Consider the following 25083-nt stretch of genomic DNA (forward strand, 5'->3'; position numbering starts at 1 on the left):
TCAGGTCGGGCAAGTCTCCTGCCCGTTATCCAGCCCCTGCTTGTAGGTCTGGCTTTGCAGGCTGGCCTTGCCGTTGTGCCAGGTCAGGGTCAGGACATACAGCGAGTCATAGTCGTTCGATTCCCAATCCTCGGTAATCTTCTGCTTCTTGCCGACCGCTTCTCCGGCGACCTTGTTGATCAACTCCGGCAGATAGCCGTGGGACCAGGCGGTGTAGATCACCGAATTGTGATACTTGTCATGCAGCAGCTCATCGGCCAGGTCGCTGGTGTCGTTGGCCGAGAAATTGATGTTCACCGGCAGGCCGAGCTTGATCGCGCTGGGGCTGATCGTCATCAATGGGCGGATGTAGCTGTAGGAGTTGTCCAGTTCGCCTTCCTCGACATTGCGCGTCGGGTTGGCGGCAAACACGTAGTCGGCCTTGCCGAATTTTTCCGGCAACAGGGTCGCCAGGTCGATTGCACGGTTCAAGCCCTGGCAGTTGAGCTGCCCCAGGCCACCAGTGGGTTTTTCCGCGTGGCGCAGGAACACCAGCGTCTGAGTGCCGTCCACCGTTTGGGCGCGGCTTTCGCGGGACTCGAGCAACATGAACAACGCGCTGGCCGCCACCAGGGCAGGCAGAAATATATAGGCGCGATGTTTGAAGCGATTGGCGAGTTTCAGAAAATTCTTCATGGAAAAAAGGGTTCTTCAGCGCATTGGGTTAAGGCTGACAAACCTTTACACCGCGACTTTCCAGCGTCGGGTGTTTTCCATGTCGTGAAGCCGGTCCGTTTCAAAGGGGCAGTGCTCAGAGTCCTCTGAAGCCCATTGGTTCGATTCCGGCCGAGAGCGCAGCAAGATACCGGGAACCTTCAACGGGCTGCAGCGAAGGTTATCGACATGATGTTGCGGATTTATGGACACCCTACACCCCAAGGCTTGCGATCACGCTGTGATCCGCATTGATCTCGACCATCAGCGTTATTGATGGTTTCAACGCTCTCAACCCGCGTGATCTCCTTTATGATCGGTATTCTCAATTTTTTCGTGGATCCAACCCATGACCGATTTGTCTGCGTTCCCCATCACTGAAAAATGGCCGGCCCAGTATCCGGAGTGGATTCAGCTGTACTCCTTGCCGACCCCCAACGGTGTCAAGGTCTCGATCATGCTGGAAGAGATTGGCCTGCCGTATGAACCGCATCGCGTCGGTTTCGAAACCAGCGATCAGATGTCCCCTGAGTTCCTGTCGTTGAACCCCAACAACAAGATCCCGGCGATCCTCGACCCCCACGGTCCTGGCGGTCAGCCACTGCCGTTGTTCGAATCCGGCGCGATCCTGATTTACCTGGCCGACAAGAGCGGTCAACTGCTGGCGCAGGAAGGGGCTAGCCGTTACGAAACCATTCAGTGGCTGATGTTTCAGATGGGCGGAATCGGTCCGATGTTCGGTCAGCTCGGGTTCTTCAACAAATTCGCTGGCAAGGATTACGAAGACAAGCGTCCCCGTGACCGCTATGTCGAAGAAAGCCGACGCCTGCTCAGTGTCCTCGATAAGCGTCTGGAGGGCCGGGACTGGATCATGGGCGAGCGCTACACCATCGCCGATATCGCCACGTTCCCGTGGATCCGCAACTTGATCGGTTTCTATGAAGCGGGCGATCTGGTCGGCATTCAGAACTTCCCGAACGTCAACCGCGTGCTGGAAAAATTCCTCGCACGGCCGGCGGTGAAACGCGGTCTGGAAATCCCGAAACCCATCACCAACTGAAAACCCATAACCCCCTGTAGGAGCGAGCCTGCTCGCTCCTACATTTTTGTCCCCCGATTTTCAGGAATACCCATGTCCAGTCAGTTCCCCGAAGCACGCCCACGCCGTCTGCGCCGCAATGCGAGCCTGCGCAGTCTGTTCCAGGAAACCGAATTCAGCCTGAACGACCTGGTGTTGCCGATTTTCGTCGAAGAAGAAATCGATGACTTCGTCCCGATCAATAGCATGCCGGGCGTGATGCGCATTCCAGAGTCGAAGCTGGCCGGCGAGATCGAGCGTTATGCCCGGGCCGGGATCAAGTCGGTGATGACGTTCGGCGTGTCCCATCATCTGGACGGCAATGGCAGCGATACCTGGCGCGAGGATGGCCTGGTGTCGCGCATGTCGCGCATTGCCAAGGACGCGGTGCCGGAAATGATCGTCATGTCCGACACCTGTTTCTGCGAGTACACCGATCATGGCCACTGCGGCGTGCTGCACAACCATGAAGTCGACAACGACCAGACCCTGCTGAACCTGGGCAAACAAGCGGTCGCCGCAGCCCGTGCCGGTGCCGATGTCATCGCGCCGTCTGCTGCGATGGACGGGCAGGTCCAGGCGATTCGCCGGGCGCTGGATGAAGCCGGTTTCACCCAGACGGCGATCATGGCCTATTCGACCAAGTTCGCTTCGGCGCTGTATGGCCCGTTCCGCGAAGCCGGCGGCAGCGCGCTCAAGGGTGACCGCAAAAGCTATCAAATGAACCCGATGAACCGTCGTGAAGCGGTGCGTGAGTCGCTGCTGGACGAGCAGGAAGGCGCCGATGCGCTGATGGTCAAGCCGGCTGGTGCGTATCTGGACATCATCCGCGATATCCGCGAAGCCTCGCGCCTGCCGTTGTCGGCGTATCAGGTCAGTGGCGAGTACGCGATGATCAAGTTTGCTGCTCAGGCGGGTGCCATCGATGAAGATCGCGTGGTGCGCGAAAGCCTCGGCGCGATCAAGCGGGCCGGTGCGGACCTGATCTTCACTTACTTTGCGATGGACCTGGCGTTGGCGGGGATCTGATAAACACAGCAAAACCCTGTGGGAGCGGGCTTGCCCGCGATAGAGGTATGTCAGACACATAGATGCTGGATGTGCCGCCGCCATCGCGGGCAAGCCCGCTCCCACAGGGGGCAATGGTGTCTTCAGGGAACGCTGAAAAACGGCCGAATCCCGTGATCGTGAAAATACCGCTCAATCACCTTCGGATCGGAACACGTCTCGGCAATCGCCACGTAGGTGTCGGGACGTAACAGATAAAAGCCGTTGCGCCCCAACCCAGCCTCTTCAAACGCCGGTCGCCAGTCGAACACCTGCAACGGTAAATGGTGCTCGTGGCACCACGCGATCATCTCGTCGCTGGTGTCGCCATACACGTGCACCTGCCAGGTCAGACACTTCAACGATTCAAAATTGTCACCCTCACCGTCGTGTGCCCAAGGAAGGCGATCGCCACCGTGTACGTGGCCGGCCACGCCGTTGCTCAGGGCCATCCCGCGATAGTTCAGGGTGATTTGCGACACCGTGCGAAACAGGAACTCGCGGGAGGTTTCGTACGACGCCATTTTTGGAATCAAGAAGGGCGCCAGGCGGGTGCGCAACAGATCAGCCATGCGCCCTTCGGCGGTGACGAAGGTGAACACCCGGTCGGTGGTAGCCACCAGTTTGCGGGCGAAGGCGATGCGCTCGCTTTCATAGGTGTCGAGCAATCGGGCCTCGGCGCCGCCACTCAGCACAGCCGCGAGTTTCCAGGCCAGGTTGATCGCATCGCCGATGCCGGTGTTCATCCCCTGGCCACCGGCAGGGCTATGCACATGGGCGGCGTCGCCCAGTAAAAAAGCACGACCGGTGCGAAAGTGGTCAGCCACCCGATGATGCACGCGGTAAGTGGAGAACCAGTTGAGTTGTTCGATCTTCACCTGCATGTGTTCGATGGCCCGGCTGCTGACGTCTTCGAAGCGCAGGGTTTCGGCCTGCTCGGCGCGTTCGTCGCGCACGGTGCCGATCAATCGCGCACGGCCTTCGGCGGCCAACGGAAACACCGCAAGGAAGTCTGCTTCGTCGAGATCCACGTGCAGTTCGCCGTTGAATGCCGGACCGCTGGCCTGCACGTCGGCGACATAGAAAATCTGTTGATAAGTGCCGCCGGGAAAGCCGGTGTCGAGGGATTTGCGCACGATTGAACGGGCGCCGTCGCAGCCGGCCAGGTAGCATGCCTGGCAGGTTTCCTGTTGCCCGTCGGCCAGGCGCAGGGTGGCGGTGATGCCGTCGCCGTTTTCCTCGAAGCCCAGCAACTCGGTGTTGCGTTCGACGCTGACGCCGAAGGTTTCCAGGCGCTCGATCAGCAGCCGTTCGTGCTCATCCTGCGGAAAAATTTCGAGAAACGCGTAAGGCGTCAAACCTTCGCCGACACGGCTCAGCGGCAAGCGTGCCACGGCCTCGCCCTTGACCCAGAAATTGGCGGCAGCCACACGATGGCCGCGCTGCACGATCGCCTCTGCAAGGCCGAGCTGGCGGTATAACTCCAGCGTCCGCGCCTGAACGGCCAGCGCCCGCGACGTGGTGCCGGGGGCGCTGGCCTTGTCGATGATCCGTGCACGCACCCCCAGTTTGCTCAACCACAGAGCCAATACCAGCCCGGTCGGGCCGGCGCCGATGATCAACACGTCGCTGCGGTGCATGAACCAGTCCTCTTCGCCAAGTGGTTCAAGTATGGTCCACAGACGCAAGGCGGCCAGGCTGACTGCTCAACGGAAATGGCTGCGATCTTTTGATTTTCAAAAATCAAAAGATCGCAGCCTGCGGCAGCGCCTACGAGGAGGCGTTTGGCGGTTAGAAGTCGATGGTGCCCGACAGCTTCGCCACCCGCGGCTCGCCCTGGGTCAGGAAACCGCCCTGGGCGGATTCCCAGTACTCGTTGTTGGCGACGTTCTCGACGTTGAAGCGCACGGTCACGTCCTTTTCCTGGACCTTGAAGGCGTAGCGGGCGCCGGCATCGAAGCGGTTCCAGGTCGGCAGGCTGAGGTTGTTGGCGGCGTCGGCGTACTGGCCACCGGTGCGTAACATCCGCCCGTTGAGCGCGACGCCTGGCAAGCCCGGCACATCCCAATCGACGCTGGCGTTGAACTGAAAGGTCGGTACGCCGATGGCATGGTTGCCATCGTTGAGACCGCCCTGGGTTTTCTTCAGTTCGGTGTCCATCACCGTGACGCCGCTGAGCAGGCGCAGGCCATCGATGGGTTCGCCGAAGACGTTGAGTTCCACGCCTTTATTGACTTGCTCGCCGTCGTTCACGAAGCGTGCGGTGGTGTCGTCGATGACTTCGGTGTAGCCATCGGCAGGCTGCTCGATTCGATAGACACCGAGGGTGGCGCCATAGGTGCCCATGTCGACTTTCACACCGGCTTCGATCTGCTTCGAACGGGCCGGGGCAAAGGCTTCATTGCCGTTGACCACGACCCGCGAGCCGGACGTTGTTGGGGAGGTTGGCCCTTGCGCCAGGCCTTCGATGCGGTTGGCATAGAACGACACATGCTCCCACGGCTTGAATACGATGCCGTAAACCGGCGTGGTGATCGACTCGTCGTAATTGGAGGTGCGTGTCCCGGTGCCGTAGGCGTAGCCCTGGACTACCAGTTGTTGGCGACGCACACCGACGGTCACCAGCAGGCGGTCATCGAAGAAACCCAGGGTGTCGGACACCGCGCCGCTGCGCACGAAAGTCTTGCCAGTGATGCCCGGGTCATGCAGGTCACCGCCGGAGAAACCGCCCTGTGGCGCCGGAACGTCGACTGGGTGATAGATGTTGTTCGGGTATTGGGTCAGGTCGAAATCGAAGGCGTTGCGCTGCTGGGTCCAGATTCCTGCCAGGCCGAAGTTGAGCTGGTGACTGACCGGGCCCGTGGCGAATTTGCCGTTGAGGCCGGCCATGGCGCTGGTGTTGTCTTCGTCGTGGGGAATGAACGAGCCGGACGTGGTTGAGCTGCCGTCATTTCCGACCAGGGTGGTGCCATCGTAGTTGCCCACTTCGCGGGTGTGCTTGGCGCCGGCGGCGGCGTAGGCGGTCCAGCTTTCGTTCAGGTCGTACTCGGCGCGCAGCATGCCGAAGGTGTCTTCGATCTGGGTGAACCCCCATTTCTGTGCGTAGTTGGTGTCGGCCGAAGGCGCATCCGGAATGTGCGTGGCGGTGCCGAGGTTGACCGAGCTGCGTCCGCCGTTGATGCGTTCCTTCGAGTAGACGAAGTCAGCGGAAATCCGCAGGGCATCGCCGCGATAGTCGAGGCCGATGGCGAACAGTTTGGAGCGCTGGTTTTCATCGTCGATGGCGGTGTCGCCTTCGCGTTGCGAGAGGTTGATCCGCGCGCCGAAGCGATTGTCCTCGCCGAAGCGCTGGCCGACATCCAGGTGCTCACCGATGCGCCCATCGTCGCTGATGTCGGTGCTGAAACGGCGCAGCGGCACGTCGCCGGCGCGTTTGGGTTGCAGGTTGACGCCGCCACCGATGCCGGAGCCGCTCGGGGTCACGCCGTTGATGAAGGCGTTAGGGCCTTTGAATACTTCCACACGCTCCAGCGCGTCGGTGGAAACGATCTGCCGCGGCAGGATGCCGTACAGGCCATTGAAGGAAATATCGTCGCCGTTAAGCGGCAGGCCACGGATCATGAAGGTCTGGGCCTGGTTGGAAAACCCGGACGCCTGGCGCACCGATGAATCGTTGAGCAGCACATCGCCGACGTTTTCGGCCTGCTGGTCGCGGATCAGTTGTTCGGTATAGGACGTCACGCTGAACGGCACGTCCATCATGTCCTGATTGCCCAGCACGCCGAGTTGACCGCCGCGTGCGACCTGACCACCGGCATATACCGGGGGGAGATCGGGTGGCACCGGGGCATCGGCATTGATGTTGACATCGCCCAGCACCAACGGTTTGCCGTCGGTGGGCTCAGGCGTAGCCGCATAGGCAGTCATGGACAGAGAGCAAAACAAGGCGAGAAACGTCGGGCGAAAGGGAGCGCCGAGGGCTGGAGTAGGCATGTTTCGTTCCTGTAGAGAAGGAAGTGACGGCGCAATTCTCCATGCGCAAATGCGACTCCAGATACAAATGATAGGGGTTCCCAGTCACATCGCACGATTTTTTTGTCTTCACTGCTACAGGTAGCCATCCGTAGCAGCTGCCGAGCCTGCGAGGTTGCGTTCGGCGGCGCAGCCGTCGTAAACCCGATGAATGCGATTTACCGAAAAGCGCGAGTGCCTGGTTTCACGACTGCTTCGCAGCCGAACGCAACCTCGCAGGCTCGGCAGCTGCTACGGAGGATGGAGTTGCTGGAGGGAACGCAGCTTGGCGGGGGAGGGTCATAGCCTGCGCCATGCGAATGGTCGTATGGTTAACCCGGTTCAATGGACTCCCTGGAGCAACATGCAAGCCCAACGATTGATCATGAGTGTCGCCGCGTTGCTGGTGCTGGCCGGTTGCAGCAGTCAGCGGACTCAAGAAGCCCCGGTGCGCAAGCCTGCCGAGGTCAAGGCGCAAATCGTACGGTTGCTGCCGGCGAAAACCGTGGATCGTGAGGGCTGGGCGACGGACATCTACGCCGCGTTTGCTGCGCAGAGCATTGCACCCACCACGCAAAACCTGTGTGCGGTGCTGGCGGTTACCGAGCAGGAATCGACGTTCCAGGTCGACCCGCCGGTGCCCGGACTGGGCAAGATCGCCCGCGAGGAAATCGATCGCCGAGCGAGCAAGGCACACATTCCCGGGCTATTGGTCAGTGGTGCCTTGCGGGTGAGTTCGCCTACCGGCAAAACCTATAGCGACCGTCTGAATGCAGCGCGCAGTGAGAAAGAACTGAGTGCGATTTTCGATGATTTCATCGGCATGGTGCCCATGGGACAGACGTTGTTCGCCGGTTTCAACCCGGTGCACACCGGCGGGCCGATGCAGGTCAGCATCGATTTTGCCGAACAGCACGCCAAGGGTTATCCCTATCCGGTGGATGGCTCGATTCGTCGTGAGGTGTTCAGCCGTCGGGGCGGCATGTATTTCGGCATCGCCCATTTGCTGGGTTACCCGGTGAGCTACGAACAGCCGCTGTATCGTTTTGCCGACTTCAACGCCGGTTGGTACGCCAGCCGCAATGCGGCGTTCCAGAATGCCGTCAGTCGGGCCTCGGGTATTCCATTAGCGCTGGACGGGGATCTGGTCCGCTACGGTTCGATCATGCCCGGCAGTACGGAGCTGGCGGTGCGCACCCTCGGAAAGCAGTTGGACATGCGTAATCCAACCATCCGGGATCAGTTGGAGGAGGGCAACAGCCTGGCCTTCGAGAACAGCAAACTCTATCAGCGGGTCTTCGCGTTGGCCGAACAAGCTGAAGGGCGGTCGCTGCCTCGTGCGGTGTTGCCGGGGATTGTCCTGCAAAGCCCGAAAATCACCCGCAAACTCACCACGGCGTGGTTTGCCAAACGGGTTGATGAGCGTTATCAGCGTTGCATGGCGCGTAATTGAAGGGAACAGAGCATCTACACGCTCGTGAAAAAGCCCGGCTGATCAGGCCGGGCTTTTTGTGGGTGTAGCGGTGTAGCGATTTGTTTAGGCGACGGTGTTGCCTTGCAGGCGATCCGAACCATCAGCAGCCACTTCGTTGCCTTTCAGGCGATCCGAACCATCAGCAGCCACTTCGTTGCCTTTCAGGCGATCCGAACCATCAGCAGCCACTTCGTTGCCTTTCAGGCGATCCGAGCCATCAGCAGCCACTTCGTTGCCTTTCAAACGATCCGAACCATCGGCAGCGACCGCGTTACGTTTTTCCAGCAGGCGTTCAGCGCCACCTTCAGCAACACGATTCTGTTGCAGACGGTCAGAACCCCCTTCAGCCACACGGCTTTCGATCAGACGATCCGCGCCGCCTTCAGCGACGACAGGTTGAGCAGAGGTAGCGGCAAAAGCGTTAACTGCGAAAACCGAGAAAGCGATGCTGAGGAGAGTTTGGCGTTTCATGATCGTGTGCTCCGGGGTGTAATGGGTTGGTATGGAGCTGATGTTACGCCGCGGATTTTTTAAGAGAACTTCATTGACGTGATGGTGAACATCGACAGTATTGATGTTGGGCGTGTACTACCTGTCGTGAGGCTGATGATGACGCTCAGAGCACCTTCACGGCGCGACCGATGAACTGAATCGGCCCGGTCGGCTTGCCGATTGGCGAGCCATTGGGGTTTTCCAGGGTCAGTTCGAACAACTGGTTCGGCTCCAGAGGCGGCAGTTTGTCCAGCGGCACCGACAGCGTTTGCCCCGGTTTCACCAGGCCGAGGGACACCGGCCCCTGCCAGCCTTCGGCCTTGGTCCAGAACTCCAGGGCCTTGTCTGCCGGCACTTCCACGACGCCCAGCGGGATCAGCTGGATTTCCCTGGGGTTGCTGGCTTGAATCACCCACCCAGGCGCCTTGTCTTGCGGAGCGACCAGCACCACCAGATACGTCGGCTTGACCGTGGTTTGCGTCAACAGCATGGCCCCCAGCAACAGGGTCGCGGCCAGCCCGGCGCCGGCCAGGCCTCGCCACAAAGGCAGGCGGTTCCACCAGGTCGCGGGCGGCATCGCGCGGGACGTCGATGGCTGGCGATAAAGGGCATTCACGCTGCGTTCGATGCGCTGCCACAGATGCGCCGATGGCGTGAGCGGTTCGGCCAGTTCGGTCAAACCCAGCAAACGCCGCTCCCAGGAGTCTATGGCGCTGCGCAAGCCGACATCACTGCGCAGGCGTTGCTGAACCTCGGCGCGTTGCTCGGCCGACAGCGTCCCCAGCACGTACTCGCTGGCCAACTCGTCGAGCGCTTCCGGGGTTTCGTCGGTCGGTCTGGTGATCATCCCATGCACTCCCGCAATGCCGTCAGGCTCCGCTTGATCCAGGCTTTGACGGTGCCCAGCGGGGTGCCGAGTTTGTGTGAAATTTGCGCGTGGGTAAAACCGTCGACGTACGCGTGCACGATGCAGTTGCGTCGTGCCGGCTCCAGTTGCTCCAGGCACCCATGGATGCGTGCCGAATGCTCCTGGAAATCGAAGGTGTTCGCGCTGTTGTCCTGCACGTCGACATCGTCTTGAACTTCGCGGCTGTGATCGCGCAGGTAATTGAGCGCCAGGTGCCGGGTCACACTGTACATCCAGCCCCTGGCCGAACCACGCGCCGGGTCAAAACGCCCGGCGCCAGTCCAGATCTTCAGGAACGCATCGTGGACGATGTCTTCGGCCAGCGCCGTATCCCGCACCAGACGCTTGGCCACCCCCAACAGCCGCGGGCTCTCCTGCACGTACAAATCGCGCAGGGCCTGACGCTCACCGCGCGCGCAGGCGGCCAAGTGGTGTTCGTAGTCGAAAAGGGTTTCGGGCAAGGACACTGTTCTCGGCCGGCAGTGGGTTGAAAGGTCGAATGCAATCTAGCAAACAATCGGCAGCCTTGTAGGCGCAAGGCTGCCCGTGCAGGCAATCTGTCAGATACCGGGCCTCAACTGGCTGCCCAGAAAATGTAATCCGCCTGATACTTCACCACTTCCTGCTTGCCCTTGTTGGCCGTCGAACATTCGCTGCTGGGCGCGACGCCACCCTTGAGGGCGACTCGCTGGATGTAACTGACGCCGCTCATGGCGCCTTTGCCTTCGGCCGGGTTGGCTTTGACCAGTTGATAGGGTAGGTTGCCCGGGCTCGACGGCGCCACGGCCAGTTGCGTGCCGGTGACTTTCGAGCCGTCCTTGGCTTGCCAGGTGGCCGGCGGTCCGAAATAGGTGCCCACCTGCTTGCCGCTGCGATCATTGAGCACGGCTTTGGGGCCGACGAAGGTCCATTCGGTCTGGCCGGCGGCATTGGCCTTGTCCCGGCATTCGTAGGTGATTTCGCCGACCCCGGTGGTTTCCATGGCCACTTTGTGCCCGTCCGGCACCTTGATGCTGTCGGGCAGACCGGTCTGGGCGTAGGCCGCCGGTATGGTGGTGAACAAACCGAGAAGGCAAATCAGCTGTTTGGCGTTCATCTATGGCTCTCCGAAAGTGGGCAGCAACAGGAGCTGCTACAGGTACTACCCTTGGCAAGGCATTCTGGATGCAGTGCCTCGAAGAAATTTTTCATCGCCACAACAGTCAGCTGCTGGAGAGCATCCCAAGGAGGTGTGTATGTATCAGCTCTATGGTCACCAGAACTCGGGCGCGGCGGCGGTCGAGGCCGCGCTGGAACTGTGCGAGATTGCGTATCGCTTCATCGATGTCGAGGCGTCCACGGAAGCCGCGCAGGCGCTGGAGAAACTCAACCCGCTCAAGCAGATTCCGACACTGCAACTGCCCGACGGCAGCATCCTCAGCGAAAGTGCGGCGATCCTGATTCATCTCGGGCTGACGTTTCCCCGATCGAAGCTGTTGCCGTATGAAGCCGCGAAACGGGACCAGGTCATTCGCGGGCTGGCGTACATCGTCAGCAATTGTTATGCAGCCATCGGCATCATCGATTACCCCGAGCGCTGGCTGGCCGAGGCCGATGAAAGCTCGAGGCAAAACCTGATAGCCGGCGCCCGAACGCGGCTGCATTGGAGTTGGGAAGTGTTTGCCGATGAGTTTTCCGCTGAGTTGTATCTGGGGGATGAAAAACCCGGCGCTCTGGACGTGCTGGCTGCGGTGGTGACGCGATGGGCGGGGAGCCGGGAGCATTTGCGCAGCACCCGACCGGGTTTTTTCGCGTGGCTGGAGCGCATTGACCGGCATCCGACACTGGCACCGGTGTTTGCCCGGCATTGGCCGGGGTGAAACACACCGCATGTCCCTGTAGGAGCGAGCAGGCTTGCTCCTACAGGGACATGCGGAGATTCGGTGTCATTCGCCGCGAATGTACTGCTCCAGCTGCCGAATCAGTTCAGCCTGTTCGGCGATGGCTTCCTTGACCAGGTCGCCAATCGACAGCAACCCGATCAGTTTGCCGTCTTCCACCACCGGCAAGTGACGCAGGCGCTTGTCGGACATGATGCCCAGGCATGTATCGACCGTCTGGTGAGTGTTCACGGTGATCACCGGCGACACCATGATGTCACGCACGGGCGTACCCACCGAAGAACGGCCATGCAGCACCAGTTTGCGTGCGTAATCACGTTCACTGATGATGCCCAGCACTTCATCGTTCTCCACCACCAGCAAGGCGCCGACATTCTTCTCGGCCATCTTCATCAGCGCTTCGAGCACCATATGATCCGGTTTGATCTGGTGCACTTCCTGATTTTTCTGATCTTTCAACTTGAGCAGTTGGGCGACGGTTTTCATGGTGGTTTCTCGGGTGTTGTCGTTGTTCTTGAAGAATCGTAGACCCAAGCGCTGAGGGCAAGGGCGAAAGCGGCAGATAACACTCAAAAAACGTCATTCGGCGGTTTTTTCCCCAGAACACCCCCTTTTCTGTAGCAGCTGCCGAGCCTGCGAGGCTGCGTCCGGCTGCGCAGCAGTCGTTAAGTCAGGCGCTGTGGTGTGTCAGGCAAAACGCGTTCGCCGGTTTTGCGACTGCTGCGCAGCCGGACGCAGCCTCGCAGGCTCGGCAGCTGCTACAAAGGATCCGGGCGCTATCGTCGGCGATGACGCGTAGAATCATTCGCCTGAATCAGATTTGAGGTTGCAGTGGTGGATTTACCGCAGGGCTTCGTCCTGACCCGGCATTGGCGCGATACCCCCGCGGGTACGGAAGTCGAGTTCTGGCTGGCGACCGATAGCGGTCCCCGGCGCATTCGCCTGCCTCATCAGACGTCGGTGGCGTTCCTGCCGGCCAGCCAACGCGCGCGAGTCGAGGCGCTGCTGCACGACGAGAAACATGTCGAACTCAAACCTCTGGCCCTGCTGGATTTCGAACATCGACCGGTGCTCGGCCTGTATTGCCGCCAGCATGGGCAACTGATGCGCCTGGAAACCGCGTTGCGCAGAGCAGACGTTGAGGTGTTCGAGGCCGACGTGCGCCCACCGGAACGCTACATGATGGAGCGTTTCATCACCGCGCCGGTGCGCTTTGGCGGCACACCGGGCGCTGACGGGTTGTTGCTCGATGCGCAGATGAAGCCCGACCCGGGCTATCGACCAAGTCTGAGGCTGGTCTCGTTGGACATCGAAACCACTGCGCAGGGAGATTTGTATTCCATCGCCCTGGAAGGCTGTGGCGAGCGTCAGGTGTACATGCTCGGCCCGCCCAATGGCGACGACAGCGAGGTCGACTTCCAGCTCGAATACTGCGAGTCGCGCACGCTGCTGCTGAAAAAGCTCAACGACTGGTTCGCTCGCCATGACCCCGACGCGATCATCGGCTGGAACGTCGTGCAGTTCGATATGCGGGTGCTGCACGAACACGCCCGGCGTCTGGCGGTGCCGCTGAGACTGGGGCGCGGCGGCGAGGAAATGCAATGGCGCGAGCATGGCAACGGCAATCATTACTTCGCGTCCGCCGCCGGCCGGTTGATCATCGACGGCATCGAAGCCCTGCGCTCGGCGACCTGGAGCTTCCCCTCGTTCAGCCTGGAGAACGTCGCGCAAACCCTGCTGGGCGAAGGCAAGTCCATCGACAATCCGTACCAGCGCATGGACGAAATCAACCGCATGTTCGCCGAGGACAAACCGGCGCTGGCCAAGTACAACCTCAAGGACTGCGAACTGGTCACGCGGATTTTCGCCAAAACCGAATTGCTGACGTTTCTGCTGGAGCGGGCCAGCGTCACCGGTTTGCCGGCGGATCGCATGGGCGGTTCGGTGGCGGCGTTCACGCACCTGTACATGCCGTTGATGCACCGCCAGGGATTTGTGGCGCCGAATCTGGGCAGCAAGCCTGCGCAGGCCAGCCCTGGTGGTTTTGTCATGGATTCGCAACCGGGGCTGTACGAATCGGTGCTGGTGTTCGATTACAAAAGCCTTTACCCCTCGATCATCCGCACGTTCCTGATTGACCCGGTGGGGCTGATCGAAGGGCTCAAGCATCCTGATGATGCCGACTCGGTGCCGGGGTTTCGCGGGGCGCGATTTTCCCGTACCCGACATTGCCTGCCCTCCATCGTCGCACGCGTCGCCGAAGGCCGGGAAACCGCCAAACGCGAACACAATGCGCCGCTGTCCCAGGCGCTGAAGATCATCATGAACGCCTTCTACGGCGTGCTCGGCTCCAGTGGTTGCCGCTTTTTCGATACGCGCCTGGCGTCTTCCATCACCTTGCGCGGCCACGAAATCATGCTGCGCACGCGCCAGTTGATCGAAGCCCAGGGCCACACGGTGATCTACGGCGACACCGACTCGACTTTCGTCTGGCTGCGTCGCGCCCACGGCCAACAGGAAGCCGCGCAGATTGGTCGGGCGTTGGTCGACCACGTCAATCAGTGGTGGCGCGAACACGTGCGGCAGGAGTACGGGCTGGAAAGCGCCCTGGAGTTGCAGTACGAAACCCATTACAAACGCTTTCTGATGCCGACCATTCGCGGCGCAGAAGAGGGCAGCAAGAAGCGTTACGCGGGGTTGGTCACCCGTGCCGACGGAACGGACGAGATGGTCTACAAAGGCCTGGAAACCGTGCGCACCGACTGGTCACTGCTGGCTCGGCAATTCCAGCAGGAGCTGTATTCCATGATTTTCCTCCGTAAGCCGTATCAGGACTACGTGCGCGACTACGTGCGCAAGACCCTGGCCGGTGAATTCGATGATCGCCTGATCTACCGCAAACGCCTGCGTCGCACCCTCGACGACTACCAGCGCAATGTGCCGCCGCATGTCCGGGCGGCGCGTATCGCCGACGAATACAACGACCGGCAGGGGCGGCCAAGGCAGTACCAGAACGGTGGCTGGATCAGCTACGTGATCACCGTCGCCGGGCCAGAGCCGCTGGAGATCCGCAGCGCGCCCATCGATTACGATCACTACATCACCCGGCAACTGCAGCCGGTGGCGGACGCGATCCTGCCGTTTGTCGATGACGATTTCTCAACCTTGATTGGTGGGCAACTGGGCCTGTTTTGAGTCCAGCAGCGATAAGGTCCAGTCATCCAGAATGCCGTGGAAGAACTGGTTCAAGGCTTGGTGAAAGGGACTGCCTTGCGCTGCAACCTGGGCGAACAGGGTCATCGACGAATGAAACTTCAGGTCATCGGGGTGACCGAAAATCGACGCCACCGAACGTTGCTGGATGTTCAGCACCTCCTGGGTGCAAATTCGCAAGCGCGCGCCCAGCAAGGGGTGATCAAGGTAAGCCTGCGCTTCTTCGCGGGAGCGAATCGCGAAATGACGCGACATCTCGCTGCCGCCGAGCCCGGCAAACTGCGGAAAGACGAACCACATCCAGTGGCTGCGTTTGTGCCCGGCACTCAGTTCGGCCTGGACCCGGTCGAACACCGGCTCTTGCGCCTGGATAAAGCGTTGCAGGTTGAAATCGTCCGGTTGATCAGTGCTTCTCATGTCGAAGCCCTCTGACAGCGCGCTGGCTCAGACCATGGCCAGCCGCTGCTTGCGTTTAGGCGCGTGAAACGCTTGGTCCAGCGCCGCCAGGTCCCCAGCGTCCAGTTGCAACTGCGCCGCTTGTGCGTTGAGCCGCACATGTTCCGGTCGCACAGCCTTGGGGATCGCGATTACGCCGTCCTGGCGCAGCAGCCATGCCAGCGACACCTGTGCAGGCGTCACGCCGTGGCGGGCAGCTACCTGCTTGAGTGCGGCATTGGCGAGCATTTTTCCACCCTGGCCGATGGGACAGTAGGCCATCACCGGCATCCGCTGTTGTTGGCACCAGGGTAATAGATCAAATTCTATGCCGCGTTCCTCCAGGTTGTAGAGCACCTGATTGGTGGCGCAGGCCGTGTTGTCCAGTTCGAGTAGATCGTCGACGTCGAAATTGGACACACCCCAGCGGCCGATTTTGCCCGATTCGCACAGGCGCTCGAAGGCGTCGACGGTTTCTTCCAGTGGATACTGACCGCGCCAGTGCAGCAGGTATAAATCGATATGATCGGTCTTGAGCCTGCGCAGGCTACGCTCGCACGCTTCGGGGACGCCTTTGTGGCTGGCGTTGTGCGGGTAAACCTTGCTGACCAGGAAAACCTCGTCGCGCTGGCCGGCGATGGCTTCGCCCACCACTTGCTCTGCACCACCTTCGGCGTACATCTCTGCGGTGTCGATCAGGGTCATGCCCAAATCGATGCCTTGGCGCAGTGCGGTGACTTCTTCCTTGTGTCGCGAGTGGTCTTCGCCCATTTGCCAGGTGCCTTGACCGATGACGGGCACGTGGGTGCCGGCCAGTTGTAGCGTGCGCATGCCTGTTTCCTTTTTTTGCTGCGTTACTGTGGTTGGCATCAGGATAGCTGCAGGGTTCCTTTAGTAGGCGCTGCCGAAGGCTGCGATCTTTGATTTTGATCTTGAAAATAAAATCAAAAGATCACAGCCTCGTTGCACTGGACAGCTCCTACAGGGGTAAGCAGCCGGAGTGCCGGTGATCGATTGTCCAACCCCGACACTGCACTTTTTTCGATTGACCGGCTCTATCCATAGCCGTTGCGGCGAATCCCGCCGCACAGGAACGTACCAGTCCAATCCCTTATGGTTCGAGTGTTGCCCTTTAACCTTATCCGCGTTCGCCTGCTGGCCGGCCTGTTGCTGCTTTGCGCCAGCGGTTGCAGCCACCAGCCCGGCAACGATTTGTTTACCCAGATTCGCGACGGAAAACCCCAGGAATTTCTGCAAACCAGCGTCGATCGCATGGCCACGCTGGCCATGCGTGACAACCTCGACAGCCTCTACCTGTTGATGAGCAAACTGTATCTGCGTAATCCCGAAGAGTTGAAAAAGTCCGGCTTCCTTGACGCCCGCACCGCCGGCAAACAAGTGCGCATGGCCATCGAGCAGCAACAGCCGTTACCCACCCTGGGCGGTAAAAAAGACCTGGCGGCATTGCGCTTTGCCATGAGCCCGGAGTTTCTCGGCGACCGGGTCGGGGCGTTCATCTATGCCATCGGCAGCATGCTGGTCACCGCTCATGGCAATCGCCTGGAGTTCTACATGACGGACGCGATCAACCCGACGTTCGTCAGCAACGCCGCGCGCAACATCGAAATCGCCACCTGGATCCTCAGCCAGCGGCAGAACAAGGATGGCCAACCCATGCTGTTCTCCAACGAAATTTCGGAGGAGGGCAGTAACCTGAGTTTTGCCGTGGAGTTCGGCAAGATCGTCGCGCGGCTGGACCTGCTGACGCAGATGCTCGACGAGCGCTACCGACGCATCGGCCTGAATTATGCCCAGAGCCTGCTGTTCCTGAATTTCCTGCCCGTGCAGTGAATCCTCCACACCACTGCATCTCCCTGTAGGCGCTGCCGAAGGCTGCGAGCTTTTGATCTTGCTGTTCAAAGATCGCAGCCTCGTTGCACTCGACAGCTCCTACAGGGGTGTGCGTTAAGGCATAAAGATAGATCGTATCGATATAACTGGTTATAACAAATGTCGCTATGCTGCGGGCCAGATTTTCCCTGCAGTCTATGTGGACGTATCAATGGATTTAGTGAACATCGGGTTGGTTGTAGCCGGGTTGGTCGTCGGCTTCATCGTCGGCATGACGGGCGTGGGTGGCGGGTCGTTGATGACCCCGATCCTGCTCTGGTTTGGCATCAACCCGGCAACCGCCGTCGGCACTGATCTGTTGTACGCGGCCATCACCAAATCCAGTGGCGTGCTTGTTCATAAGAAGAACAACAACATCGATTGGAAGATTACCGGTTGGCTGACCCTGGGCAGCGTGCCGGCGGTGATGCTGACGTTGTGGTTCCTCAGCACGTTGCATTCCAGCCCCGACGCAATGAACGCGATCATCAAGCAAGCCCTGGGCTTTGTTTTGTTCGCCACGGCGCTGGCGATTCTGTTCAAGAAGCGTCTGCTCGACTTCGCCCACAAACGCGCCGGCGGCAACTACAACCCGAGCGGCCCGCGCCTCAATGTGCTGACCGTCATCACCGGCCTCGTCCTTGGCACCATGGTCGCACTGACGTCCATCGGCGCCGGCGCGCTGGGCACGGTGGCACTGTTCATCCTCTACCCGCTGCTGCCGACCCGCCGCCTGGTCGGTACCGAGATCGCGCACGCCGTCCCGTTGACGCTGGTCGCCGGTCTGGGCCATGCGAGCATGGGCAACATGGATTGGCAGGTGCTGGGTTTCTTGCTGGTCGGTTCGCTGCCGGGGATCTACCTGGGCAGCCACCTGACCGGGCGCATCTCCGATGAAGTGCTGCGTCCTTGCCTGGCGACGATGCTGGTGCTGATCGGTTACAAACTGGCGTTCTGATTCAACGCGTCAAGCCAGATTCCAGTGCGGGTGAATATTTCCAGCCGATGCCCGTCCGGGTCATCGAAAGCCACCCGCCGTCCTCCCCGCATTTTCATTGATTTCCTGAAAGCGCTGTCCCCTCCAGGTAGCGCTTTGTAATGGTTTGAGATCCCTGCGGCCTGTTGCGCAATGACCACCCTGACCTAAGCTTGGGTCAAGGCAACGCATATTTGCCCAGCGTCACCGGAACGAACGCCGCGATGCGCAATCATTAGAGCGTGGATATCAAAAGGAGATGCGCATGCTCATCAGGTCACTGACCCTGGCTACCCTGCTGGCTGTCGCCGGCCCCCTGTTCGCCGCTGATGGCGACTCACCGCTGGACATGGACAAGGGCAGGGCACGGCCACTGATTGTCATTGCGCCGAGCACGGTTGATCCGACGTGGATCAGCCTGAAAAAGTCGCTGGATGAACCGGCCAATCGCAAGGGCTTCACTGATCGCAACATGGTGCTGTACACCGTGCTCAACCTGATGGGCCAGCGCGAAGGCAAAGACCTGGGGCCGCAGGACACGGCCGCGTTGATCCGTTCGCTCAAGCTGGGGGCCGGCGCCAAGACCAAGGTGATCCTGGTCGGCAAGGACGGCGAAAAGAAATTCGAGCAAGCCGACACCGTCAAGCTGGAAGAGATTTTCGCCGCCGTCGACCAACTGCCGGCAGCCGAGAAAGAAACCCCGGCGCCCACTGTGGCGACCCCCGCCGCCGAACCCGAACCCGCCGCCAAAGGCGCCAAAAACACCAAAAGCAGCAAGCCGGCCAAACCGACCAAACCCCCTGAAATGCCGGACGACTGATCCTGTAGCAGCTGCCGAGCCCGCGAGGCTGCGTCCGGCTGCGAAGCAGTCGTAAAACCTGCAACCCCATTCTTTCAGGCGCACCGCATGTGTCGGATTGCGACGGCTGCGCAGCCGGACGCAGCCTCGCGGGCTCGGCAGCTGCTACAGCGAGATAAGCGCACTCAATACGTGATGGGCGATCTTGATTCGCTCGGCGTTTGGATAATTCTTATTCGCCAGAATCACGATGCCGATGTCTTTGGACGGCACGAATGCGACGTAAGCCCCAAACCCACCGGTGGAGCCGGTTTTGTTGATCAACAGGTTTTCCATTGGCGGCTGTGGCGGGTTCAGCCACTGGACCTTGTGCGGCTCCATCGCCATGGGCGTCGAGTTGCCTGCCAGCAGTTGATCGAGGGTGATCGGGTAGCGATACAACTCCCACCCAAGGCCCTGGGTCATGTTGTCGACGGTGTAATAACCGCTGTGGGTCAGGGCGATGGCCTGCTGCAACGGTTTTTCCAGGCGTGACGGTTTCATGTTTGCTTCGACATAAGCGATCAGGTCCGTGGCACTGGTCTTCACCCCGTACGCTTCGGCGTCCAGCGCCCCCGGCCCGACTCGCACCGGTTTATCGTCCTTGTTGTAGCCTTGGGCATAAAGCCCCATTTGGTCCTGCGGCACTTTCAGGTAAGTGTGTTTCAGGCCAAGTTTGGGCAGCAGAGTGTTTGTCATCGCTTCATCGAATGGCTGGCCCAGGCTGTGCGCGGCCAGGTAGCCGAACAAGCCAAGGCTGGGGTTCGAATACAGTCGATGGCTACCGGCAGGGAAGAGTGGTTTCCATTGCTGGTAGTAGCTGAGCATTTTGTCGGGTGAATCGAATTCAGCAGGGAATTGCAGAGGCAAGCCCCCAGCACTGTAGGTGCCGAGTTGCAAGACGCTGATGTTGTCGAAGGCGCTGCCGCGCAAGGCTGGCAGGATGTGACTGGCCTTGTCGGACAAGGACAGTTTGCCGCTGGCCTGGGCGTAGGCGGCGAGGGTGGCGGTGTAGGTTTTGCTGACCGAGCCGATCTCGAACAGGGTGTTTTCGGTGACCGGTTTGGCGGTTTCTTTCGACGCCACGCCGTAGTTGAAGAAGTGCTGTTTGCCGTTGACGGTGACGGCCACGGCCATTCCGGCAATGCCTTCTTTCTGCAGGACCGGTTTAACAGCGGCATTCACCACCGACTCGATGGGATCCTGTGCGACGCACTGGCCTGCGGTCAGCAGTCCCAGGCAAACCGCGAGCGTTTTCAGGCGATCCATGTTGATGTTGTCCGTAGTTGATTCAGGTGCGCGCCATTCTAGGCGGTAAAACCCCGATCGTTAAACCCGAGCCGTTGATGGGTGGCTCGGGTTTATGACGATGGGCGCACTAACGGTGAATCAACGCACCAGGCACGGCCGCTTGTTATCGAACTTCCAGCCCGGAATCAAAAACTGCATGGCCACGCTGTCGTCGCGCGCGCCCAGGCCCATGCCTTTGTACAGTTCGTGGGCCTTATTCACTTGATCCATGTCCAGCTCGACGCCCAGTCCAGGTTTCTGCGGGACCTGCACGCAACCGTCGACGATTTGCAGCGGCGCCTTGGTCAGGCGCTGGCCGTCCTGCCAGATCCAGTGGGTGTCGATGGCGGTGATCTCGCCCGGTGCAGCCGCCGCAACGTGGGTGAACATCGCCAGGGAAATGTCGAAGTGGTTGTTGGAGTGCGAACCCCAGGTCAGGCCCCATTCGTGGCACATCTGCGCCACGCGCACCGAGCCTTGCATGGTCCAGAAGTGCGGGTCGGCCAGGGGAATGTCGACCGACTGCAACTGGATCGCGTGGCCCATTTCCCGCCAGTCGGTGGCGATCATGTTGGTCGCGGTTTTCAGGCCCGTGGCACGGCGGAACTCGGCCATGACCTCGCGGCCCGAGTAACCGTTTTCCGCGCCGCACGGGTCTTCGGCGTAAGCCAGAACGTTGTGCTGATCGCGGCACAAACGGATTGCTTCCTTCAACGACCAGGCACCGTTCGGGTCGAGGGTGATGCGCGCATCGGGGAAGCGCTCGGCGAGGGCCGTGACCGCTTCGATTTCGGCATCGCCACTGAGCACGCCGCCCTTGAGCTTGAAGTCCTTGAAGCCATATTTGGCGTGAGCCGCCTCAGCCAGGCGCACCACGGCATCGGCGGTCATGGCTTTCTCGTGCCGCACGCGGAACCAGTCGTTGTCGGCCTCCGGTTCGCTGCGGTAGGCGAGGTCAGTTTCGTTGCGGTCACCGACATAAAACAGATAGCCGAGCATTTTTACTTCATCGCGCTGCTGGCCTTCACCGAGCAGGGCCGCCACCGGTACATCCAGATGCTGACCGAGCAAATCGAGCAGCGCGGCTTCCAGGCCAGTCACTGCGTGAATGGTGATGCGCAGGTCGAAGGTCTGCAAACCACGGCCACCGGCATCGCGGTCGGCGAAGGTCTGGCGAACCTGGTTGAGAATCTTCTGATAAGTGCCGATCGGGCTGCCGACCACCAGGCTGCGTGCGTCTTCAAGGGTCTGGCGAATGCGCTCGCCACCGGGCACTTCGCCGACGCCGGTGTGGCCGGCGTTGTCCTTGAGGATGACGATGTTGCGGGTGAAAAACGGGCCGTGGGCGCCGCTCAGGTTGAGCAGCATGCCATCGTGACCGGCCACCGGAACAACTTGCATGCTGGTGATGATCGGGGCTTTGGCGGTGTCTTGTGCGATCATTTTTTTGTCCTTTCAGGCGTGACGTGGCGCGGCTTCGGCCGAGGCGGTGGCGGGTATGGTTTTCGGTTTATTGCGTGCGGCGAAGACGATGATTGCAGCGATGATCGAGGTCGCGGCCAGGCCATACAGCCCGCCCTGAATCGAACCGGTGCGCTCTTCAAGCAGGCCGAAGGTGGTCGGCGCGACGAAGCCACCGAGGTTGCCCACCGAGTTGATCAACGCGATGACACCCGCAGCGATGCGTGCATCGAGATAGGCCTGGGGAATCGGCCAGAACAGTGAAGATGCCGATTTGAAGCCCAGCGCCGCAAAGCAGATCGCCACGAACGCGAAGATCGGCCCGCCCGTGGTGGACATGAACATCCCGGCCGCAGCGATCAACAACGCGACGGCAACCCAGGCTTGCTGGTGTTTCCATTTAGCCGACAGCGACGCGAAGGCGTACATGCCGATGATCGACAGCAACCACGGAATCGAGTTGAACATACCGACCTGGAAGTCGCTGAGGTCGCCCATCTTCTTGATGATGCTCGGCAGCCAGAAGGTGGCGGCGTAGATGGTCAGCTGGATGAAGAAGTAGATCACGCAGAACAGGATGATCTGGCGGTCCTTGAGCAGTTTGCCCAGCGACGGTTTGATCGGCGTCGCGGCTTCGCGGGCCAGTTGTTCGTCGTCGATGGCCTTGACCAACGCGTCTTGTTCATCGCGGGTCAGCCATTTGGCGTCGTGGGGTTTGGAATCCAGCCAGAACCAGACGAAGGCGCACAGGCCCACCGAGAACATGCCCTCGATGAAGTACATCCATTGCCAGCCGTGCATGCCCAGGCCGCTGATTTGCAGGAGCAGGCCGGACAGCGGGCCGGAGATCAGCGAGGCAATCGCCGAGCCACTCAGGAAAATCGCGATCGCCTTGCCGCGCTCCACGCCGGGCAACCAGCGGGTGAAGTAGTAGATCACCCCGGGAAAGAACCCGGCTTCTGCAACGCCCAGCAGAAATCGCAGGATGTAGAAGTGAGTTTCGTTCTGAATGAATGCCATGCCGGCAGCGACAAGGCCCCAGGTCAGCATGATGCGGGTCAGCCAGATACGTGCGCCGACTTTTTGCAGAAGGATGTTGGAGGGCACTTCGAACAGTGCGTAACCAATGAAGAACAGACCGGCCCCGAGGCCGTAGGCGGCAGCGCCGATGCCCAGGTCGTGTTCCATGTGGGCGCGGACGAAGCCGATGTTCACGCGGTCAATGTAATTGACGATGAACATGATGACGAACAGCGGCAGGACGTGACGTTTGACTTTGGAGATGGCGGACTTCAGCACGGAACTGGCGTCGTCGTTCATCCCGGAGATGGATGTATTCACTGCGTTTTCTCCCACTCGTTATTTTTATGCGGGGTGTGACGGTGCTGCGTTGTTGATAGACATCATACAACTAGGTTTTTTCGTCCTGCAACAGGGTTAACCCAACAAAATGGCGATTATTTTCGGAGTTGGTATTCTTCTATTGATTTTTGAAAGCTGTATTCGAGGCTAAAAAGCTGATTTTGTTGAGTGTTGTCATACAAGTTGACTGCGATTTTTCTGGCGATTCCCGACAAACGCGATGCTACGATTCGACAGCCATGTTTTTCGGACGCCGCCATGCAAGAAGACCTCGACGCACCTGCCCGCAAGCGCAGCCACAATCTGGCCCACGACCTGGTGGCCAAGTTGACCCAGAGCATCCTGCTCGGGCAGATGGTACCCGGCGACAAGTTGCCCTCCGAGAACAGCATTGTTCAGGAGCACGGCGTCAGTCGCACGGTGGTGCGCGAGGCGATTTCGAAGTTGCAGGCTTCGGGGCTGGTGGAAACACGTCACGGCATCGGCACGTTTGTGCTGGAGCGTGCGCCGGAGCAGGGGTTGCGGCTCAATGTCGATACCGCGTTGGGTGTGCGCAGCATTCTGGAATTGCGCATGGGTCTGGAAACCCAGGCGGCGGCGCTGGCCGCGATGCGCCGCACCGATCAGCAACTGGCGCAGATGCGCGAAGCGCTCGACGATTATCAGAATCTGTTGGCCAACAATGACAGTTGCGTCGAGGCCGATCGGCGCTTTCATCTGCTGATTGCCGAAGCCACCGGCAATGTGTGTTTCAGCGAAATCATGCAGCACCTTGGCAGCGCCATGATCCCGCGAACCCGGGTCAACGCGGCAGAGCGCGGGGCGGTGGATTTGAGCAAGCTTGGGCAACTGGCCAATCTTGAACACGAGGCGATCCTCAACGCCATCAAGCGCCAGGACCCGGACGCGGCGCGGGCGGCAATGTGGTTGCATTTGACCAACAGCCGGGACCGGTTTTCGCCTAGCTGAGGGTCAGCGATACCGAGTGATCGTTCATCGCGGGCAAGCCCGCTCCCACAAGGATTCCATGAACACCATAGGACCCTGTGGGAGCGGGCTCGCCCGCGATGGCGTCAGACGTTTCAACACAAATCGTCGATCAAGCCCGCGCTACCTGAACCACCGATCTGCGCTCCAGGTTCAACGCCAACACACTGATCAACACCACCACCGCCCCCACTCCCACCATCAGCGTCGGTCTCTCGCCGAGCGCAAAAGAAGCAATCAGCATCGCCGTCGGCGGCACCAGATACAGCGTCATCGTCGCCCGGCTCAGGTCCACGTGGGCCAACACATAGGCCCAGGCCAGATACGCCAGCGCACTCGGAAAAATCCCCAAGGCAAACACCGCCCACTGCACGCGCAGCGGCGCATTGACCACCTGATCCGCCAGCCCCGGCAGGAAAATCAACAGCAGTGCGGTCCCTGACCAGACCGTGTAACACACCAATGTCAGGCCGTCGTAACGACCGGTGTGATGCTTTTGCAGGCCGAAGTAGAGACTCCAGGACAGCGCCGCCAACAGGATCAGCAAACCATGGGCATCGATGCTGCCGAAACCATGATCACCCGCCACCACAATCACCACGCCGACCAATCCCAGCATCACGCAACCCCAACGCCAGACGCTCACCCGATCCTTGAACACAAAGCGCGCCAGCAACGTGCTGAACAGTGGCGTGGTCTGCGCCAGTACACTCGATGCGCCAGCGCTGACGCCTTGTTGACCGAAATTGATCGATACGTGATGCAGGCTCACCGCAAAGAAACCCAGCGCGAACAACAGCGGCAGATCCCGCAGTTTCGGCAAATGAATGCCCCGTACCACCGCGACCACGGCCATGAACACCGACGCGATCAGAAAGCGCAGCAGCGCCAGGTGCACCGGATCGTAGGCCAACAAACCGATGTGGATACCGGTCGGGGAATAACCCCAACAGACCACGACAAACGCCATGGCCAGAATGATTTTCAAAGGGGAGGGCGTGAGCGGATTCATGGTCGTGCACCGGTGGGAGATGCCCCGAGTATCAGAA

At 60.2% G+C, this 25083-nt stretch carries 23 protein-coding genes; 9 read left to right on the top strand and 14 right to left on the bottom strand.

Annotated features, from left to right (window positions below; all coding sequences use genetic code 11):
- Positions 1-675, bottom strand: a complete 675-nt coding sequence (locus KVG88_RS13135; protein ID WP_217871666.1) for a histidine phosphatase family protein — start codon at positions 673-675, stop codon at positions 1-3.
- A 367-nt stretch (positions 676-1042) separates the two neighbouring features.
- Here KVG88_RS13135 and KVG88_RS13140 point away from each other — a divergent pair, with 367 nt between their 5' ends.
- Positions 1043-1753, top strand: coding sequence for a glutathione binding-like protein (locus KVG88_RS13140; RefSeq protein ID WP_217871667.1), 711 nt, complete (start codon positions 1043-1045; stop codon positions 1751-1753).
- 72 nt (positions 1754-1825) lie between these two features.
- The gene (hemB, locus tag KVG88_RS13145; protein WP_150703225.1) at positions 1826-2800 is read left to right on the top strand and encodes a porphobilinogen synthase; all 975 of its coding nucleotides are present in this window, start codon (positions 1826-1828) and stop codon (positions 2798-2800) included.
- Positions 2801-2922: 122 nt separating this feature from the next.
- Here the strand turns inward: hemB and KVG88_RS13150 are convergent, their stop codons facing one another.
- Together KVG88_RS13150 and KVG88_RS13155 are read right to left on the bottom strand one after the other, a co-directional pair.
- Complete coding sequence (locus KVG88_RS13150; protein ID WP_217871668.1) at positions 2923-4458, bottom strand: FAD-dependent monooxygenase; 1536 nt, start codon at positions 4456-4458, stop codon at positions 2923-2925.
- Between the two features lie 151 nt (positions 4459-4609).
- Positions 4610-6811, bottom strand: a complete 2202-nt coding sequence (locus KVG88_RS13155; RefSeq protein WP_217871669.1) for a TonB-dependent receptor — start codon at positions 6809-6811, stop codon at positions 4610-4612.
- Positions 6812-7193: 382 nt separating this feature from the next.
- Here KVG88_RS13155 and KVG88_RS13160 point away from each other — a divergent pair, with 382 nt between their 5' ends.
- Positions 7194-8282, top strand: a complete 1089-nt coding sequence (locus tag KVG88_RS13160; protein WP_217871670.1) for a DUF1615 domain-containing protein — start codon at positions 7194-7196, stop codon at positions 8280-8282.
- Positions 8283-8366: 84 nt separating this feature from the next.
- Here KVG88_RS13160 and KVG88_RS13165 read toward each other — a convergent pair whose 3' ends face one another.
- The 4 genes from KVG88_RS13165 to KVG88_RS13180 all read right to left on the bottom strand — a co-directional run bounded on the left by KVG88_RS13165 (position 8367) and on the right by KVG88_RS13180 (position 10798).
- Entirely contained in the window at positions 8367-8774 is a 408-nt protein-coding gene (locus KVG88_RS13165) for a hypothetical protein (RefSeq protein WP_150703229.1), read from the bottom strand.
- Positions 8775-8919: 145 nt separating this feature from the next.
- Entirely contained in the window at positions 8920-9642 is a 723-nt protein-coding gene (locus KVG88_RS13170) for an anti-sigma factor (protein WP_217871671.1), read from the bottom strand.
- Positions 9639-10169 carry a sigma-70 family RNA polymerase sigma factor gene (locus KVG88_RS13175; RefSeq protein WP_150703231.1) on the bottom strand — a complete coding sequence of 177 codons (531 nt, stop codon included), beginning with the start codon at positions 10167-10169 and terminating at the stop codon, positions 9639-9641. The genes KVG88_RS13170 and KVG88_RS13175 overlap by 4 nt, the downstream gene beginning before the upstream one ends.
- Before the next feature lie 107 nt (positions 10170-10276).
- Positions 10277-10798: a DUF3455 domain-containing protein gene (locus KVG88_RS13180; protein WP_217871672.1), complete on the bottom strand. Its 522-nt coding sequence runs from the start codon at positions 10796-10798 to the stop codon at positions 10277-10279.
- A gap of 139 nt (positions 10799-10937) precedes the next feature.
- Between KVG88_RS13180 and KVG88_RS13185 the strand changes: the two genes are divergently transcribed.
- Complete coding sequence (locus KVG88_RS13185; RefSeq protein WP_150703233.1) at positions 10938-11561, top strand: glutathione S-transferase N-terminal domain-containing protein; 624 nt, start codon at positions 10938-10940, stop codon at positions 11559-11561.
- A 66-nt stretch (positions 11562-11627) separates the two neighbouring features.
- Here KVG88_RS13185 and KVG88_RS13190 read toward each other — a convergent pair whose 3' ends face one another.
- Positions 11628-12068 carry a CBS domain-containing protein gene (locus KVG88_RS13190; protein WP_150703234.1) on the bottom strand — a complete coding sequence of 147 codons (441 nt, stop codon included), beginning with the start codon at positions 12066-12068 and terminating at the stop codon, positions 11628-11630.
- 348 nt (positions 12069-12416) lie between these two features.
- Between KVG88_RS13190 and KVG88_RS13195 the strand changes: the two genes are divergently transcribed.
- Complete coding sequence (locus tag KVG88_RS13195) at positions 12417-14777, top strand: DNA polymerase II (RefSeq protein WP_217871673.1); 2361 nt, start codon at positions 12417-12419, stop codon at positions 14775-14777.
- On the opposite strand, the gene KVG88_RS13200 is transcribed toward KVG88_RS13195, so the two are convergent.
- On the bottom strand, positions 14742-15212 hold the full coding sequence (locus KVG88_RS13200) for a DUF1810 domain-containing protein (RefSeq protein WP_150705437.1): 471 nt from the start codon (positions 15210-15212) through the stop codon (positions 14742-14744). The two genes, KVG88_RS13195 and KVG88_RS13200, sit on opposite strands and share 36 nt — an antisense overlap.
- Before the next feature lie 27 nt (positions 15213-15239).
- Positions 15240-16061: an aldo/keto reductase gene (locus tag KVG88_RS13205; RefSeq protein ID WP_217871674.1), complete on the bottom strand. Its 822-nt coding sequence runs from the start codon at positions 16059-16061 to the stop codon at positions 15240-15242.
- Between the two features lie 282 nt (positions 16062-16343).
- Between KVG88_RS13205 and KVG88_RS13210 the strand changes: the two genes are divergently transcribed.
- The 3 genes from KVG88_RS13210 (at position 16344) to KVG88_RS13220 (ending at position 18916) form a co-directional block, all read left to right on the top strand.
- Entirely contained in the window at positions 16344-17081 is a 738-nt protein-coding gene (locus KVG88_RS13210) for a hypothetical protein (RefSeq protein WP_150705435.1), read from the top strand.
- Between the two features lie 211 nt (positions 17082-17292).
- Positions 17293-18078 (top strand): sulfite exporter TauE/SafE family protein, encoded by a 786-nt coding sequence (locus tag KVG88_RS13215; protein ID WP_150705434.1) that lies wholly within the window; start codon positions 17293-17295, stop codon positions 18076-18078.
- Between the two features lie 283 nt (positions 18079-18361).
- Positions 18362-18916: a DUF4174 domain-containing protein gene (locus KVG88_RS13220; RefSeq protein WP_150705433.1), complete on the top strand. Its 555-nt coding sequence runs from the start codon at positions 18362-18364 to the stop codon at positions 18914-18916.
- 144 nt (positions 18917-19060) lie between these two features.
- Here the strand turns inward: KVG88_RS13220 and ampC are convergent, their stop codons facing one another.
- From ampC to KVG88_RS13235, 3 genes are all read right to left on the bottom strand, one after another.
- Positions 19061-20203, bottom strand: a complete 1143-nt coding sequence (gene ampC / locus KVG88_RS13225; protein WP_217871675.1) for a class C beta-lactamase — start codon at positions 20201-20203, stop codon at positions 19061-19063.
- 120 nt (positions 20204-20323) lie between these two features.
- Positions 20324-21667, bottom strand: coding sequence for a glucarate dehydratase (gene gudD / locus KVG88_RS13230; protein ID WP_217871676.1), 1344 nt, complete (start codon positions 21665-21667; stop codon positions 20324-20326).
- Between the two features lie 12 nt (positions 21668-21679).
- The gene (locus KVG88_RS13235) at positions 21680-23026 is read right to left on the bottom strand and encodes an MFS transporter (protein WP_217871677.1); all 1347 of its coding nucleotides are present in this window, start codon (positions 23024-23026) and stop codon (positions 21680-21682) included.
- A gap of 279 nt (positions 23027-23305) precedes the next feature.
- Here KVG88_RS13235 and KVG88_RS13240 point away from each other — a divergent pair, with 279 nt between their 5' ends.
- Entirely contained in the window at positions 23306-24016 is a 711-nt protein-coding gene (locus tag KVG88_RS13240; protein ID WP_150705429.1) for a FadR/GntR family transcriptional regulator, read from the top strand.
- Between the two features lie 130 nt (positions 24017-24146).
- On the opposite strand, the gene KVG88_RS13245 is transcribed toward KVG88_RS13240, so the two are convergent.
- Entirely contained in the window at positions 24147-25046 is a 900-nt protein-coding gene (locus KVG88_RS13245) for a DMT family transporter (RefSeq protein WP_217871678.1), read from the bottom strand.
- Positions 25047-25083 lie beyond the last annotated feature (37 nt).

It is taken from the genome of Pseudomonas azerbaijanoccidentalis, from assembly GCF_019145495.1.
Taxonomy (GTDB): domain Bacteria; phylum Pseudomonadota; class Gammaproteobacteria; order Pseudomonadales; family Pseudomonadaceae; genus Aquipseudomonas; species Aquipseudomonas azerbaijanoccidentalis.